The sequence below is a fragment of the Flavobacterium sp. DW-iso2 genome, from assembly GCF_058725285.1.
On record NZ_JBZXDY010000001.1, the window covers coordinates 13,775 to 30,343 of the forward strand.

Genomic DNA, 16,569 nt, shown 5'->3' on the forward strand with positions numbered 1-16,569 from the left:
AACGAATGGATTTTTTTTATAGGTTATAAATGTAGTTTTTGTGTAAATTTAAAGAGAATTATTAATAAGGTAATTATGAAGAATGGCAGTATAATAATTGTGGTATTTGTCGCCCTTTTCATTTCATGTAAAGAAGAAGTAACTCCAGATGTTCTAGAAAAAACTATTGGTAAAGTAACTATTTCTGAAAAATGTTATAGCGGCAGTATTAATAAAGACACTATTTTGATGAGTTTGACGATTTTAGGGAATCATGTTGCTAAAGGAAAATTAAGTTACAATTTTTATGAAAAAGATAGAAATGAAGGGACATTTGTAGGGCAGTTAAAAGGACACACGCTTATTGCAGATTATACTTTTATTTCGGAAGGGATATTATCAGTTCGTCAGATCGCATTTTTAAAAAAGGGAGAAACTTACATTGAAGGCTTCGGAGATGTGATAGATGATAATAACGGGAAAGTACAATTTAAGGATGTTAGCCAATTAAAATTTGAAGGGAAACCAGTTTTGTCAAAAGCGGATTGTAAGAGGTGATGCTTTATAGAAACTGTAAATATAAGAAGCCCATTTTACTTTTGTAAAATGGGCTTCTTTATAAATTTCGATAGGAAAGTTATAACGCTATCCTGAAAGTTTTTCTTCTGCAATGAATTTCTGGATTAAAATGTTTCCATAGATTATGAACGGCTATGTTATCTGCCAATTCAGGTGTGCGGAAGCAATTTACCACTCCTTTTTCTTTAAAAGTAAGATAGTATTCATTAAAAATTATTGCTGTAACTGCCTTGTTCTGATAGTCAGGATGAACACCAATGAGATAAAAAATCATATCTTTACTTTGTTTTTTAGCTTTAAGTAAATGAATAAAACCAAAAGGGAATAATTTTCCTTTTGCCTTTTGCAAAGCTTTAGAAAAGGAAGGCATAACAATACTGAAAGCAACAATATTATGGTCTTTGTCTTCTACAAATTTAATATACTCAGGATTGATCAAGCTGATGTACTTTTTTTTAAAATATTCTTTTTGAATATCAGTTATGGCTACAAAAGAAGATAAAGAGGCATAGGATTCATTGAATAAATCAAACATTTTATCCACGTGTGGCATTACCTCTTTTGTAGTCTTAAAATTAAGTGGACTTAGTTGGTATCTTCTTTTTACCAAATCATTTGCCTTCTCAAAAAATTCAGGCTTTACATTTTCGAAAGGAAATTTACTTTCGATATATTCTTTTTCGGTTGTATAACCCAATTGTTCAAAATGTGTGGCGTAGTAAGGATGGTTGTACCAGGTAATCATCGTTCCTAATTGGTCAAATCCTTCGGTCAATACTCCTACTTTATCTAGATTTGAAAAACCCATAGGCCCTTCTACATATTCGAGTCCGTTTTTCTTTCCTAATTCATATACTTTTTCTAAAAGAGCTTTCGTGACTTCAAGATCATCAATTACGTCAAACCATCCAAAACGCACTTTCTTTTTTTGTTGATCATTTACCTCGCTCCAATTGATAATTGCTGAAATTCGTCCAACAATTTCATCATTTCTGTAGGCAAGAAAAAAATAAGCTTCAGCATTCTCGAAAGCAGGGTTTTTCTTTTTATCAAAAGATTCTAACTCGTCTGCAATGATGGGTGGAACCCAGAACTCGTTGTCTTTATATAGGGAAAAAGGAAATTTGACATATGCAGTTAATTCACTTTTTGTAATCGCTTCTTTTATAGTAATCATTGTAAATTCTTATTTTGTAGATTCAATTTCGTCTTTGCGTTTTTTAATCTTTTTTCCCGCTTTCTTCTCCATCTTTGATTTGGAGCTGTCGCCGCTGTCAATGCTCATTCGAACTTCCTTATAATTTGCATCATAGCGCCAAGAAAATCCTATTCCTCCATAAAGCACTGTTGGTGTATCTTTGAAATTTGTGCTTATTGAAGCATCAATTTGCATGTCTTTGCTTAACAAGTAGGCCGCACCACCTCTAAGGATAGCGTCACTGTAAAAGTCACTTTTAAACCCTTGGTTTTCAACAAATCCGGACCATTTGTCATTAAATCCTTTTGTTAATGTTAGTACGTATCCGTAGCTTGGATAATCAGTTGTGATATAATCAGCTATGATGTTTGTCACAAAAACCCATGTTCCATCACCCAGATGATTTTGAGTAATCAGCATGACTTTTGGGGAGATACTGGCATCTGGAGAAAAATAATACGGATTATTTTTCATGGTGAAGTTTGCTCCGGCAAATACCGACACAGCTGGGACTAATTGATGCCAATTAAAAGAATGGTTGGCTTTCCAGCTGTAAATATTGATGTTATTTTCTTGATTTTTAAACGGGTCATATATCAGGTATTTAGCACCTAAGATGGTTTGTTTAAAATTTGATTTCTTAGCGTCACTGAAATTGGTTGTAAATTTTGCGTTTTGGTATTGCACGTCGGCTATTAATTCTAATCGCTCTAATAATGCGCCATATCGTAAAGTAAGGTCAAATCCAAAACCTGTAGCATCATAGCCCAATAAACGATGGTTTTCTTTGATTGCGAAAATTCCGCTTTCCACTTGAATAACTGACTTTCCAACGGCAAAGGCTGACATGGTTTCACCGGGTCTATTTGAATTAATCACATCAGTATGTTGCCCGTAATGAATAATTGGAAATATAAAAATCACAGCAGCAAGTACTATTTTAAGTTTTGACATATTTTTTTTGAGTTTAAAAGTAATAACGCTGTTCAAATGTACTATATTTTATCATTTATTTAAGAATGATATTTTAATTTTGTCCCGAAATTTCGAGATGGATTTATTAATTTTGCTAAAAAATATTTGATTATGCAAACTGCCTCCTTTACAGGTTTTATAAGAGTACTGTTTTACATTCTGGCTTTCTATTATATTTTTAAGTTTTTGGCAAAATTATTCCTGCCTTTATTAGTTAAAAAAGTAGTGCAAAAAGCAGGAGAGAATTATCAGCAACAACAAAATAGGACACAAGATACTTCATGGAAGAAAACACAGTCCAGTGATCAAGTCATTTATAATACCTCAAATTCTAACAAACCACGGGAAACCAAAAAAGTAGGGGATTATGTCGATTACGAAGAAATAGATTAGATTTGTCCTAGTTAATACTCTCATATTTTAAAAATAAATCTGGAAATTTGAAAATTATAAATAAATTTTACCCGCACGCTTTAGCCATTCTTGGTTTTGTCCTTGTCTCTTTAATCTATTTTTATCCCGTTTTACAAGGAAAGCAAATCTACCAATCTGATATTGCCCAATATACGGGTATGGCCAAAGAGCAGAATGACTTTAGAGCCGTTGAACATGTGGAGCCTTATTGGACAAACAGTGCTTTTGGTGGAATGCCTACTTATCAGTTAGGGGCGAAGTATCCTTACGATTTTATAGGGGCGATAGATGATGTCTTGCGATTTTTGCCGCGTCCAGCAGATTATTTATTTTTATACTTCTTAGGCTTTTACGGTTTATTATTAGTTTTAAAAACAGATCCGTTAAAAGCCTTTTTTGGTGCGTTAGCCTTTGGTTTTTCTACTTATTTGATTATTATACTTGGAGTAGGACATAATGCCAAAGCACATGCCATTGCTTATATGCCAATGGTGATTGCAGGCTTTATATTGGTGTACCGAAAAAAATATGTTCTCGGAGGTTTATTGACGATGTTTGCGACCGCATTAGAGATCAATGCCAATCACTTTCAAATGACTTACTATTTATTGATTTTCTTGCTGATACTTTCAGCTTATTTTATCTATTTAGATATTAAAGACAAATCATATAGACCACTTTTAAATTCTCTAGTAGTTCTGGCTATAGCTGGAATATTTGCTATTGGTGCCAATGCAACAAATCTTATGGCTACAGCCGAGTATACGAATTTTAGTATACGAGGTAAAAGTGAACTAAGTTACAATCCTAACGGGTCTAAAAATACTACTACAAGTGCAATGACCCGCGAATATATCACCGAATATAGTTATGGAGTGGCCGAAAGTTTTAATCTGATTGCGCCAAGATTATTTGGAGGATCTAATTCTGAGCATTTAGGAAGCCAATCAAGCGTTTATGAATTTATTTCTAAAAAAGGAGCAAATAATGAACAGGCACTTGATTTTACAGAAGCTTATGCAAAAACATATTGGGGTGATCAGCCGATAGTGGCAGCTCCAGCTTATATAGGTGCAGTAGTTTTCTTTTTAGGCGTTTTAGCTTTGTTTGTTGATAAACGAAAAATAAAATACGTTTTTCTATCAGGTGCTATAGTATCACTGTTGCTTTCTTGGGGGAAAAACTTCCCAGTATTGACAGACTTTTTTATTGATTTTGTACCAATGTACGATAAGTTTAGAGCTGTTTCTTCTATTCAAGTTATTTTAGAAATATGTTTTCCAGTTTTAGCAATAATGGGATTACACAGTTTTTTTAAAACCAATAGAGACGAGCAATGGAGATCTTTAAGAAAAACTAGTGCAGTATGTTTAGGGTTATTGATTCTCCTGTTTTTGTTTAAAGGACTTTTTAGTTTTACAGGTGCATTTGACGGCAGACTGGTAGAAATGTTTAACCAACAAGGTGGTGATCCTAATTTTGGCAACGAATTTATTGAAGCCTTAATAGCAGATAGAAAAACGTTATACTCCGCTGATTTGTTACGTTCAGGATTCTTTATTGTGCTTGTTTCAGGCGTTTTATGGCTTTTTATAAAAAATAAAATTGCTCAGAACACAGCGATTATTTTGGTTGGTCTATTTATGGTTTCAGACTTGTTTCTTGTTGATAAAAAATATGTTTCTAATGAAGATTTTGTATCAGGAAGACAAGTCGAAGTGCCTTTTCAAGAAACTCCAGTTGATAATGAGATTTTAAAAGACACTAGTATTTATAGAGTTTTTGAGGTTCAAGATCTTATGGGAGCAAGATCATCTTATTTTCATAAATCTATTGGAGGTTATAGTGCTGTAAGACCGAGAAGAGTGCAGCAATTGTTTGATTACCAATTGACCAAAAATAACTTAGAAGTACTTAACATGTTAAATGTTAAATATGTAATTCAAAAAGATAAAGAGGGAAAAGATTTTCCAGTAATCAACCCAGACGCTAATGGTAACGCATGGTTTGTTAATGATGTTAAGTTAGTGAATAAGGCGAATGATGAGATGAAATTGCTGGATAAGATTGACACAAAGCGTGCGGCTATTTTCAATATTCATCTGTATGGTGATAAATTTAAGAATGCCCGTTTAAAGAGGAATTTAGACACAACAGGGACAATTAAAATAGATATATACAAACCCAATTATATAAAATACAGTTCCAATAATAAAAATGAAGGATTAGCGGTTTTCTCTGAAATCTATTATGAAAATGGATGGAATGCATACATTGATGATGTAAAGACAGAACATTTCCCTGTTGATTATGTATTGAGAGCTTTGATCGTACCTGGAGGAGAACATACGATTGAATTCAAATTTGAGCCCCAAGTTATTAAAACAGGAAGTACAATTACCTTAATTAGTGCTATGGGAATGTTATTGCTTTTAGTAGGTGGGATTTATTATGAAAGAAAGAATAGATTTAAGAATGTTGATTAATGATTTCTGATTTAAGAACTTTAGAAGTAGTGTTCATTATTTATTGATCTTATTACTTCATTATTCATTTAGTATCTTTGTTGTAATCTAAAAAAAAGCAATAATGAAAAAGGTAGTGCTTAATTGTGGGACTCCAAAGGAGTTAGAAGCTAAAAGAATTGTCGAAATTAAATCGCTTTCTTATCTCGAAAGATTAGAACGATTAATGGCGATTTTAGAGGTTTCTTATATGCTTAAAACAGCGCAGAAAATACAATCTAAAAAATAATGAATGAGCAAATAGTTGCCATTTGGAATAGTTTTTTTCAAAACAAAGTTAGATATTTAACTATTGGAGGTTTTGCCGTAAATATTTATGGTTATAATCGCAATACAGGAGATATTGATATTTATTTAGAAGACACTCCTGAGAATCGAATTAATTTAAGAAAGGCATTAAAATCTATTGATTTAGGAGATTTTGAAGCCATTGAAACCATGCAATTTATTCCTGGTTGGACAGATTTTACATTGAGTTATGGTTTGCGATTGGATATTATGACCGCCGTTAAAGGTTTGGAAGATAAATCATTTGATTCGCTTTTAAATGACGCCACTGTTTTGATGATTAAAGAAACTCCTGTTTATTTTATTGATTATGATAATTTGATTATTGCCAAAAAAGCAACAAATAGACCAAAAGACATTCTAGATATCGAGGAATTGGAAAAATTAAATGGAAATTGATCGTTTAATTTGTAAGAAATCTGAAATCACTAATTTCATTCAAAAATCAATCAATATCAATTGAATATTAAATCATAAATTGGAAAACAAAAAAATCTTAATCATAACTTATTATTGGCCGCCTGCAGGAGGACCAGGTGTTCAACGTTGGCTTAAATTTGCAAAATATTTACCTGATTTTGGAGTTCAGCCCATAGTTTATGTGCCAGAGAACCCTACATATCCCATTGTTGATGAAAATTTAATAAAAGAAGTTTCGGATAAGGTAATTGTGTTGAAGCATAAAATTTTTGAGCCTTATCAATTGGCTTCTTTTTTTTCTAAGAATAAAACCAATAAAATAAGTTCCGGAATCATTCCAAACCAGAAAAAGCAGTCCTTTATGGATGCCCTTTTTCTTTTGATAAGAGGGAATTTGTTTATTCCCGACGCCCGTTTTTTATGGGTAAAACCATCGGTTTCTTATTTAGAAAAATACATTGCAGAAAATAATATTGATACGATTATCACTTCGGGGCCACCGCATAGTTTACATCTCATCGGATTGCAGTTAAAACAGAAGTTAGATTTAAAGTGGTTTGCTGATTTCAGGGATCCATGGACTACTATTGGCTATCATAAATCGTTGCGATTATCAAATTATGCCACTAAGAAGCATAAGAGGTTAGAACATAAAGTTTTGAATACTGCAGACACGATTATTGTTACGAGCAAGACTACAAAAACAGAATTTCAAGCCATTACAACGAAACCTATTGCAGTGATTACAAATGGATATGATGTCGAGAATATAGAAATCCAGCCATTGGACACCAAGTTTAGTTTGGCGCACATTGGTTCCTTTCTTTCCGAGCGAAACCCTACGATTTTATGGGAATGTTTAGTGGAGTTAATCAATGATATTCCAGATTTCAAATCGCATTTAGAGATAAAATTAATAGGAGCAGTAAGTCAGGAAGTACTGGAAACTATTTCACAATTTGGATTAAATCCCTATTTGAATAATTTAGGATATGTTTCGCACGGAGAAGCGATTGCTCACCAACGCAAATCACAAGTTTTGTTATTGATCGAAATTGATTCTCAAGACACTAAGAGCATTATTCCAGGTAAGTTGTTTGAGTATATGGTTTCCAACAGGCCAATTGTTGCTATCGGACCAAAAGATTCTGATTTTGCCGAAATCATTACGAATACCAATACAGGAGTATTTTTTGAATATTCGGAGAAAACAAGATTGAAAAGTGTAATTTTGGACTTTTACAATCAATTTTTAGAAGGGAAACTAAAATCGAATGGTGTAGGTTTGCAAAAATTTTCCAGAAAGAATCTCACAAAAGAATTAGTTGCTTTAATAAAGTAAATATTCAAAATCTAACATAAAACTTCTAATCTCCGAATGGGAATAGTACTAAATCAGTCGTTAAAAAACACAATTATAACCTATATCGGTTTTGGTATTGGAGGAATAAGTACTATTTTTTTATTTCCTTATATATTAGGTAAAACCTTTTACGGACTCTCAAATTATATTCTATCCTGTGCTAATGTGATCATGCCTTTATTCGCTATTGGAATGCAAAATACATTGGTGAAGTTTTATTCACAATGTAAAACAGATGAGGAAGAAAGTCGCTTTTTATCCTTTACAGTTCTTTTTCCACTTTTATTAAGTGTTCCATTGATATTGATCGGGTTGCTTTTTTTTGATGATATCGCTTATTTTCTAACCAAGAAAAATGCAATTGTAAAAGATTTTATTTGGCTTATCCCATTCATTGGATTGTGTATGGCTTATTTCGAAATTTTTTATGCTTGGGCAAGAGTGCATATGCATTCTGTTTTTGGTAATTTTATAAAAGAAGTGGGTTTGCGTTTTGTTTCTTTATTGGGTTTGCTGGCAATTTATTTTAAATGGATAACAATTGTAGAGTTTATTTATTTCACTGCAGTAATCTACTTCCTTGCATTTTTAGTAACTATGTTATATGCTTTTCGAATAAAAAAACCTGTTTTTCAGTTTGTTATACCGTCAAATGTAAAAGAAATATTAATATATACATTTTATATTATTCTATCGGGTAGTGTGGCTAATTTGCTTTTGGATGGAGACAAAATAATGCTGAATCAATATATGGCCATTGGTAATATTGCATTTTATTCGGTTGCGACTTACATTGCTTTGGTAATTTCGGTTCCAAGTAGAGCAATGCATCAAATTGTGTATCCTATTACCGCAAAGTTAATGCACAATAATCAACATGATGAACTGAACGATTTGTATAAAAAAACGTCTATTAATTTACAAATTGTGGGCGGATTTGTAATGTTATGCATTTTTGTAAATATTGAGCAATTGTATGAAATGATTCCAAAAGAATATAGTGGAGGGATTTTAGTGGTATTTATGATAGGTATATCTAAATATTTTGATCTGATTTTAGGCAATAATAATGCGATCATTTTTAATACAAAATATTATCGAGCAGTTTTGTTTTTGGGGGTTTTGTTGGTTCTTCTAACCGTAGGATTAAATATGATTTTCATTCCTATATATGGCATTTTAGGTTCTGCCTTTGCAACTTTGTTGTCAATTACTCTTTATAGTTTGGCTAAGCTAATGTTTGTTGTAAAGCGCTTGCATTTGTATCCTTTCACAGCTCAAACTTTATATTCTATAGCGTTAACTATTGTATTATTTTTATTGTTTTATTTTTGGCAGTTTCCTTTTCATCCAATAATTGCAATAGGTCTAAAATCGATTTTAGTAACCATTTCGTATGTATACCTAAACTATAAATTGGTGATTTCTAAAGAGATTAATCAGGTAATTGACAACGTCTTAAAAAAGTTAAAAATAGGTTAGGTTCTTTTTCATAAATTCATTTAGTTTTTTAAGACAAATGTTAATCACTAAAAGTGGGTATTGTGATAGCTGCTCTAAGTTCGTAATTTTGTTGCGTCATAATTGTTCGAGTAAAACAAGGTTGAATTTAAATCATACGATTATTATGAAAAATCAAGTGTTAACCCAGGAAGAGGATAGAATTAAATTCTCAAAAATTCTAAAAGAGAAAATGAAAAAGGGGTTTGTAATAGTAGAAAGAAATGATAAATTACCTTTTGCTGTTTTATCCAAAAAAGGACAGAAAGTAAATCATAATGTCAATTTTATTTTTTCTTGCGCTACACTAGGTTTATGGTCTATTCCATGGATGTATCAAAGTTTTGTTTCTTCTCGTGAAAAAAGAATATTAGTTGCGATTGATGAAGACGGAAATACTTTTGAAGATAAATGTTTTTAGTATATTTGACAGAATTTAAGATCAAATTATTAATAAATTTATTACCTATTCTTTATGAAAAAAATTTTACTATGCTTAACGGCAGTTTTATTCAATGTTTTTGTAGCTTCGTCGCAAACAGATACAACAGCAACAACTTCTGTATCAACAGATAATGAGGTAGTTTTACCTAAAAAAAATAATGTAAAAGTAAGTTTGACAAGTCTTGTTTTTAAGAATTTTCAATTTCAATATGAAAGAAGTCTTACAAAACGTATTGGTTTTGTTTTTGGATATAGTTTTATACCAAAAGGGAGTGTTCCTTTTAAAAGTCAAATAAATGATTTAACATCAAGTAGTTCTGACACAAAAGATATGTTTACTAATGCAGAATTAGGGTATACTGCTATTACACCTGAAGTTCGATTCTATTTAGGAAAAGGGTATGGAAAAGGATTTTATATAGCTCCTTTTTATAGACACTTACAATACGATATTACGGATATTAATTTTACTTACACAAGTGATTTAGGTGCCCAAGAAGACATTGCTATGGGAGGAAAGCTTTCAGCAAATACGTTTGGATTGCAATTGGGAGCACAATTTAATTTAGGAAAACATCTTATTTTAGATTGGTGGATTGTAGGACCTCATTATGGTACTTCTAAAGGGGATTTCGCGGGTGTAACTAGCAGACTTTTAACACCTACAGAACAAGCAGAACTTCAAAAAGAGCTTGATAAAATTGAGCTTCCCTTGTCTGATGTAAATGCCAAGGCTAATGCAAATGGGGCTACAATAAATATAAGCGGACCATGGGGAGGTGTTCGTAGTGGTATAAGTTTAGGATATAGATTTTAAAGATTAAAATAAATAAAAAAGCAGAAAAATCAATTACGATTTTTCTGCTTTTTTTTATAGTTTTAAGGCTGCTTTCAAATACGTTCCAGTAATTGATTTTTTGTTTTTTACAATTTCTTCTGGTGTTCCTACAGCCAGTAATTGCCCTCCGTTTTCTCCACCTTCAGGGCCTAAATCAATAACCCAATCCGCACATTTTATAAGGTCTAAATTGTGTTCTATTACCATTATAGAATGCCCTTTTTCTAGTAAAGCATCAAAAGAAGCTAAAAGTTTCTTTATATCATGGAAATGTAATCCAGTCGTAGGTTCGTCAAATACAAACAAAGCTTTTTCTTTTGTCGCTCCTTTTACCAGAAAAGAAGCCAGTTTTATTCTTTGTGCTTCACCACCAGAAAGGGTAGAGGAGGACTGTCCTAATTGCACATATCCCAATCCAACATCTTGCAATGGTTTTAATTTCTGTGTGATTTTTTGTTGGGCATTAGTTTCAAAAAAGGCTACTGCATCATCAATAGTCATGGTCAGAATATCATTGATATTTTTTCCGGCAAAAGCAACTTCGAGTACTTCCTTCTTAAATCGTTTGCCGTTGCAGGTTTCACAAGGCAATTGAACATCGGCCATAAAAACCATTTCTACGTTTATAGAACCTTCTCCTTTACAGGTTTCGCATCTGCCACCATCTACATTGAAAGAAAAATGTTTTGGGAGATAGCCTCTTATTTTTGATAATTTCTCTTTTGCATACAATTCTCTAATGTCATCATAAGCCTTGATGTAGGTTACTGGATTAGAACGAGAGCTTCTCCCTATTGGATTTTGATCTACATACTCTATGTGCTTTATTTGTGAAAAAGAGCCTGATATCTCACTAAATTGACCCGCTTTTTCGCCAGCATTATCTAATTTTTTTTGCATGGCAGGAAACAAGATCTTCTTGATTAGGGTACTTTTTCCACTTCCCGAAACACCTGTAATTACAGTAAGGACATCTAGTGGAAATGTAACATCAATATTTTGCAGGTTATTTTCTCTCGCTCCTTTTATTTCAATGAAATTTTTAAATTTTCTACGTTTTTTAGGAATTGAAATTTCTAACTCTCCGTTGAGATATTTTGCGGTTAATGACGTTGATTTTAAAATTTCATCAAAGGTACCTTGCGCAACTAATTCTCCACCAAAGGAACCGGCCTCCGGACCGATATCGATAATCATATCAGCAGCTTTCATAATATCTTCATCGTGTTCAACGACTATTACGGTATTGCCTAAGTCGCGAAGCGATAGTAATACTTTTATTAATCGTTCCGTATCTTTTGGGTGTAACCCTATACTCGGCTCATCTAAAATATACATTGAACCGACCAAACTACTTCCTAGTGAAGTGGCCAAGTTAATACGTTGAGACTCTCCGCCTGAAAGTGTAGCGGAATTTCTGTTTAAGGTAAGGTAATCTAAACCTACTTCAGTCAAAAAAGACAATCTGTTGTTTATTTCTAATAGCAAACGTCTTGCAATCTGTTTTTCATACACATCTAATTCTATTCCTTCGAAAAAAGAGACTAAATGCTTAATAGGAAGGTCGACTAAGTCAGAAACGGTCTTTGAATTGATTTTAACATATGAAGCCTCAATGCGCAAACGCTTACCTTTGCAGGAATGGCACTTGGTTTTACCGCGGTAACGGCTAAGCATGACGCGATTTTGTATTTTATAATTTTTTTCTTCTAATTCTTTAAAAAAATCATTTAATCCTTGAAAATATTGGTTTCCTTGCCATATCAACTCTTTTTGCTCTTCGTTCAGTTGATAGAAAGGTTTGTGAATGGGAAAATCAAATTTGTAAGCATTGTTTACCAGTTCATCACGGAACCAGCTCATGCTTTCGCCTCTCCAAGGGAAAATGGCATTCTCATATACAGATAAAGAGGTATTCGGGGTAACAAGTTCAGCATCGACACCTATTATATTCCCATATCCTTCGCATACGGGACAAGCACCGTAAGGATTATTGAAGCTAAACAAGTGCACATTTGGCTCCAAGAAAGTGATTCCATCCAGTTCAAAATTATTGGAATAAGAAAACCTTTTATCAGAATTTAATTCTTGTAAATGACAGATGCCTTTTCCTTCATAGAAAGCAGTTTGTACCGCATCTGCAAGACGATTATAGAATTCCTCTTCGTCTTTTACTACAATTCGATCGATGATTAACAATATATCTTTTTTGTCAAGTGCATGCTGCTCGATTTCGTCTAAACGAATCATTTGATCGTCAACTAAAATTCTAGCAAATCCTTGATGTAATAATGCTTTAAGCTTATCTTCTAGTTTTCGACCTTCTTCGAGATGTATTGGCGCTAGGAGTAACCATTTGCTATCCAAATCAAATTTTTTGACTTCAGCAACAACATCGGTAACGGTATTTTTTTTTACTTCTTGATCGGAAATTGGTGAAAATGTTCTTCCAATTCGAGCAAATAATAATTTCATATAGTCGTAGATCTCAGTAGAAGTTCCTACTGTAGAACGGGCGTTAGTAGTGTTTACTTTTTGCTCAATGGCAATAGCAGGGGCAATACCTTTGATGTATTCTACTTTAGGTTTATCTAACCTTCCAAGGAATTGTCTCGCATAAGAAGACAAACTTTCTACATAACGGCGTTGCCCCTCAGCATACAAAGTATCAAAAGCCAAACTGGATTTTCCAGAACCAGAAAGACCGGTGATCACAACCAATTTGTTGCGCGGAATGACAACATCCACATTTTTCAAATTGTGGACTTGTGCGCCTTTTATAATTATATTTTTCTTTGGATCTATTTTTGAAAAGTCAACTTGCATAAAAAATAATGTATTTTCACAAAAGTAATCAATTTTCGATAGAGAAGCGGGATTGAACAATTCACAAATTTTAGCTAATACTAGTATTTTAAATTAGTTTTGTCTTCGAATCCTTATTTTTATTAGTGTGTACTTTTAAAAAATATTTATCTAATGATAAATTCCGTTTTTAGTTTTATTTTTGAAATGTAATAAAATCTCCAGCCATTGAAAACAAAATTATATATCCTTTTCTACTTAGTTTCTTCATTTGCTTTTTCCCAAGAGTTACCTCCAATTGTGAAATACGCTCCAAATTACTATGGTGCAGGAAATCAAAATTGGATGATTTCTCAGGATCAAAATCGTTATTTGTTTTTTGCGAACAATGAAGGACTTTTGGAATATAATGGTTCTAATTGGAAGTTATACCCATCTCCTAATGAAACAATTATTCGTTCTGTTAAAGTAATCGACAGTAAAATTTATACGGGCAGTTATATGGAATTTGGTTTTTGGACAAGAAAATCAGATGGACAACTTAAATACACTTCCTTAAGTCAAACTATAAAAAATAAAATTCTTGACGACGAGCAGTTTTGGAATATATTAAATTTCGACCAATGGGTTATTTTTCAATCGTTAAATAGAATATATATATATGATTCGAAGGAAGACAATTTTAAAATTATTTCGCCTAATACGGGCGTAAACAAATCGTTTAGAACAAACAATTCTATTTATTTTCAAACAAATACTGGGGGACTTTTTGAAATTGAAAGTGGTAAGGGAAGATTAGTTTCTGACCATGCTATTTTGAAAAACAATAGGATAATCAATATTTTATCGATCAATGAGGGCCTTTTAATCCAGACCCAATTAAATGGGTTTTATACCCTAATAGGTAGTGATTTGTCTAAATTTTCAACCGAAGCAGATGCCCAGTTAACAGCAACTAGTGTTTATAGCAGTCAATTGCTTTCGGATGGTACTATTGCAATTGGGACAGTATCTAATGGAATTTTCATCATAAATAGTGAGGGTAAAATAGTATACCATATAACGCAAACTCAAGGACTGAGTAATAATACCGCATTATGCTTGTTTGAAGATACTGATAAAAATCTCTGGGCTGGGCTGGACAATGGTATAAACTGTATTAACCTTCAGTCACCTATTCATAATTTTGTAGATAATACAGGTGTTCTGGGAACAGTTTATTGTTCTAAATTGTATAATAATAAATTATTTATCGGAACCAATCAAGGGTTGTTTTACAAAAACTATCCCAGTAGTGATTCTTTTAAATTGATTTCAGGTACTAAAGGTCAGGTTTGGTCTTTATTTGAATACGATGGAACTTTATTTTGTGGTCACGACTCAGGAACATTTGTTGTGGGGGTCGGTACTGCAAAAAACATCTTTCCTTTTTCTGGAACATGGAAGTTTGAAACGGTTCCCCATAAAAAAGAGCTATTGCTTCAAGGGAATTATTACGGTATTTCAGTATTAGAAAAAATCAATAATCAATGGGTTTTTAGAAACAAAATTTCAGGGTTTGACTATTCGTCAAAGTATTTTGAAATTTTAAACACAAATGAAATATATATCAGTCATGAATATAAAGGTGTTTTTAGATTGCAATTAGATAATAAATTTTCGAAAGTAAGTTCTTTTACTTCTTATGAAACTCCAAAAAAAGGAAAAAATGCCAGTTTATTAAAATTTAATAATAAAATCTATTATGCTTACAAAGAAGGTGTTTTCAAGTTAAATGATAAAACTAAGCGATTTGAAAAAGATAAATTATTAAGTGCGGTTTTTGAAAAAGATGAATATACATCGGGGAAATTGATTGTAGATGATTCGAATAAAATCTGGTTGTTTTCAAAGAATTATATTCATTACTTTTCTTTGAGTAAAATTAATAACCAGCTAAAGCAAAATGTAATTTCTATTCCTTCGTCATTGACCAATTCAATGTTGGGGTATGAAAACATAGCACAGTTGTCAAATTCTGAATACCTTATAGGTACAACAGATGGTTATTATATCATGAATATTAATGATCTTAGTTTTAAAAACTATACTATTTCAATAGTTAACATAGCTATAAATAAACGAAATGAAACCATTGTTAGTCAGTCTATCAAGGAAAATGGGGAGTTTAAATACTATGACAATAACATTAGCTTTAGTTATACTGTGCCGGAGTATAATAAATATATTAATGTTGAGTACCAGTATTTATTAAAAGGATTTCAAGACGAATGGAGTGAATGGAGTGCAAAGTCTTCGGTAAATTTTAAAAACTTGCCGCCGGGTGATTATTCCTTTAAAGTTAAAGCAAAATTTGCGAATGCAACTTTAGATAATACCGCCATATACTCGTTTACGATTCTCAAACCTTGGTATCGAACTAATATAGCCATTTTTTTATATCTCATTTTTATGCTTGTTATGGTTTATTATATTCATAAAGCATATAAAAATTATTACCATAAAAAAGAAGAGAAGTTGATTGAGGAAAACAATCTTTTATTAGAGATAAAAGAATTAGAGAACGAACAACAAATGATGAGAATCAGGAATGAACAGCTTTCTCAGGATGTCGATTCAAAAAGGAGAGAATTAGCAGTATCAACGATGAGTTTAAATAGTAAGAATGAATTGTTGGCGTACATCAAAGAAGATTTGAAGAAAACAAATGAAAACGAAAGTAGGAGTATCAAATCAGTTATATCAACTATAAATAAAAATATTTCCAAGGATGACACTTGGAATGTTTTTCAAGAAGCTTTCGACAGTGCTGATAAGGACTTCTTGAAAAAAATAAAACTAGCCCATCCTTCCTTAACGCCAAATGATCTTAGACTTTGTGCTTACCTAAGATTAAATCTTTCTTCTAAAGAAGTTGCTCCATTATTGAATATTTCTGTACGCAGTGTCGAAATAAAAAGATACCGTTTGAGGAAGAAAATGGAGTTATCTCACGAACAGGGTCTTGTAGAGTATATTTTGGCTGTATAGTTTCTCTAAAATTCTTTCAATATAACTATACATTACCACAACATTCACGTTGTAGTTGCTGTTTTTCCTTATGTCATAGTGAAATATATCATTCTTAATTCCTTAGTAAATACGTGGTTTTTTTTTTAAAATCTATAAAAATACGTATTTTTTTTACGATGTATGTTTTTTGTAAAGGTCTCTTTTAACAAATAATTTAGTTTTCATTCTA

At 32.2% G+C, this 16,569-nt stretch carries 13 protein-coding genes; 10 read left to right on the top strand and 3 right to left on the bottom strand.

The window, feature by feature from the left end:
* Nucleotides 1-75: 75 nt before the first annotated feature.
* On the top strand, nt 76-537 hold the full coding sequence (locus tag AC4PRO_RS00070) for a hypothetical protein (RefSeq protein WP_492115825.1): 462 nt from the start codon (nt 76-78) through the stop codon (nt 535-537).
* A 79-nt stretch (nt 538-616) separates the two neighbouring features.
* On the opposite strand, the gene AC4PRO_RS00075 is transcribed toward AC4PRO_RS00070, so the two are convergent.
* Together AC4PRO_RS00075 and AC4PRO_RS00080 are read right to left on the bottom strand one after the other, a co-directional pair.
* On the bottom strand, nt 617-1,735 hold the full coding sequence (locus tag AC4PRO_RS00075) for a GTP cyclohydrolase (RefSeq protein ID WP_492115826.1): 1,119 nt from the start codon (nt 1,733-1,735) through the stop codon (nt 617-619).
* 9 nt (nt 1,736-1,744) lie between these two features.
* On the bottom strand, nt 1,745-2,710 hold the full coding sequence (locus tag AC4PRO_RS00080; protein ID WP_492115827.1) for a transporter: 966 nt from the start codon (nt 2,708-2,710) through the stop codon (nt 1,745-1,747).
* 132 nt (nt 2,711-2,842) lie between these two features.
* Between AC4PRO_RS00080 and AC4PRO_RS00085 the strand changes: the two genes are divergently transcribed.
* The 8 genes from AC4PRO_RS00085 (at nt 2,843) to AC4PRO_RS00120 (ending at nt 10,502) form a co-directional block, all read left to right on the top strand.
* Nucleotides 2,843-3,124, top strand: a complete 282-nt coding sequence (locus tag AC4PRO_RS00085) for a DUF4834 family protein (protein WP_074723199.1) — start codon at nt 2,843-2,845, stop codon at nt 3,122-3,124.
* A gap of 47 nt (nt 3,125-3,171) precedes the next feature.
* On the top strand, nt 3,172-5,631 hold the full coding sequence (locus AC4PRO_RS00090) for a YfhO family protein (protein WP_492115828.1): 2,460 nt from the start codon (nt 3,172-3,174) through the stop codon (nt 5,629-5,631).
* A 103-nt stretch (nt 5,632-5,734) separates the two neighbouring features.
* A complete protein-coding gene (locus tag AC4PRO_RS00095) occupies nt 5,735-5,899 on the top strand; it encodes a hypothetical protein (protein WP_175460275.1) in 165 nt (54 codons plus the stop codon).
* A complete protein-coding gene (locus AC4PRO_RS00100) occupies nt 5,899-6,357 on the top strand; it encodes a hypothetical protein (protein ID WP_492115829.1) in 459 nt (152 codons plus the stop codon). The genes AC4PRO_RS00095 and AC4PRO_RS00100 overlap by 1 nt, the downstream gene beginning before the upstream one ends.
* A 79-nt stretch (nt 6,358-6,436) precedes the next feature.
* A complete protein-coding gene (locus AC4PRO_RS00105; RefSeq protein WP_492115830.1) occupies nt 6,437-7,720 on the top strand; it encodes a glycosyltransferase family 4 protein in 1,284 nt (427 codons plus the stop codon).
* Nucleotides 7,721-7,756: 36 nt separating this feature from the next.
* Nucleotides 7,757-9,223, top strand: a complete 1,467-nt coding sequence (locus tag AC4PRO_RS00110; RefSeq protein ID WP_074723195.1) for a lipopolysaccharide biosynthesis protein — start codon at nt 7,757-7,759, stop codon at nt 9,221-9,223.
* Nucleotides 9,224-9,368: 145 nt separating this feature from the next.
* A complete protein-coding gene (locus AC4PRO_RS00115; RefSeq protein ID WP_074723194.1) occupies nt 9,369-9,662 on the top strand; it encodes a hypothetical protein in 294 nt (97 codons plus the stop codon).
* Nucleotides 9,663-9,716: 54 nt separating this feature from the next.
* A complete protein-coding gene (locus tag AC4PRO_RS00120; protein WP_492115831.1) occupies nt 9,717-10,502 on the top strand; it encodes a DUF3575 domain-containing protein in 786 nt (261 codons plus the stop codon).
* Between the two features lie 54 nt (nt 10,503-10,556).
* On the opposite strand, the gene uvrA is transcribed toward AC4PRO_RS00120, so the two are convergent.
* Nucleotides 10,557-13,349: an excinuclease ABC subunit UvrA gene (gene uvrA / locus AC4PRO_RS00125; RefSeq protein ID WP_492115832.1), complete on the bottom strand. Its 2,793-nt coding sequence runs from the start codon at nt 13,347-13,349 to the stop codon at nt 10,557-10,559.
* A gap of 207 nt (nt 13,350-13,556) precedes the next feature.
* Here uvrA and AC4PRO_RS00130 point away from each other — a divergent pair, with 207 nt between their 5' ends.
* Nucleotides 13,557-16,358, top strand: coding sequence for a helix-turn-helix and ligand-binding sensor domain-containing protein (locus AC4PRO_RS00130; RefSeq protein ID WP_492115833.1), 2,802 nt, complete (start codon nt 13,557-13,559; stop codon nt 16,356-16,358).
* Nucleotides 16,359-16,569 lie beyond the last annotated feature (211 nt).

What these genes read in the sequence shown, in the direction of transcription:
- AC4PRO_RS00115 (WP_074723194.1), top strand. Translation starts at nt 9,369, where the DNA reads ATGAAAAATCAAGTGTTAACCCAGGAAGAGGATAGAATTAAATTCTCA.
- AC4PRO_RS00075 (WP_492115826.1), bottom strand. Translation starts at nt 1,735, where the DNA reads ATGATTACTATAAAAGAAGCGATTACAAAAAGTGAATTAACTGCATAT.
- uvrA (WP_492115832.1), bottom strand. Translation starts at nt 13,349, where the DNA reads ATGCAAGTTGACTTTTCAAAAATAGATCCAAAGAAAAATATAATTATA.
- AC4PRO_RS00100 (WP_492115829.1), top strand. Translation starts at nt 5,899, where the DNA reads ATGAATGAGCAAATAGTTGCCATTTGGAATAGTTTTTTTCAAAACAAA.
- AC4PRO_RS00120 (WP_492115831.1), top strand. Translation starts at nt 9,717, where the DNA reads ATGAAAAAAATTTTACTATGCTTAACGGCAGTTTTATTCAATGTTTTT.
- AC4PRO_RS00095 (WP_175460275.1), top strand. Translation starts at nt 5,735, where the DNA reads ATGAAAAAGGTAGTGCTTAATTGTGGGACTCCAAAGGAGTTAGAAGCT.
- AC4PRO_RS00085 (WP_074723199.1), top strand. Translation starts at nt 2,843, where the DNA reads ATGCAAACTGCCTCCTTTACAGGTTTTATAAGAGTACTGTTTTACATT.
- AC4PRO_RS00070 (WP_492115825.1), top strand. Translation starts at nt 76, where the DNA reads ATGAAGAATGGCAGTATAATAATTGTGGTATTTGTCGCCCTTTTCATT.
- AC4PRO_RS00080 (WP_492115827.1), bottom strand. Translation starts at nt 2,710, where the DNA reads ATGTCAAAACTTAAAATAGTACTTGCTGCTGTGATTTTTATATTTCCA.
- AC4PRO_RS00110 (WP_074723195.1), top strand. Translation starts at nt 7,757, where the DNA reads ATGGGAATAGTACTAAATCAGTCGTTAAAAAACACAATTATAACCTAT.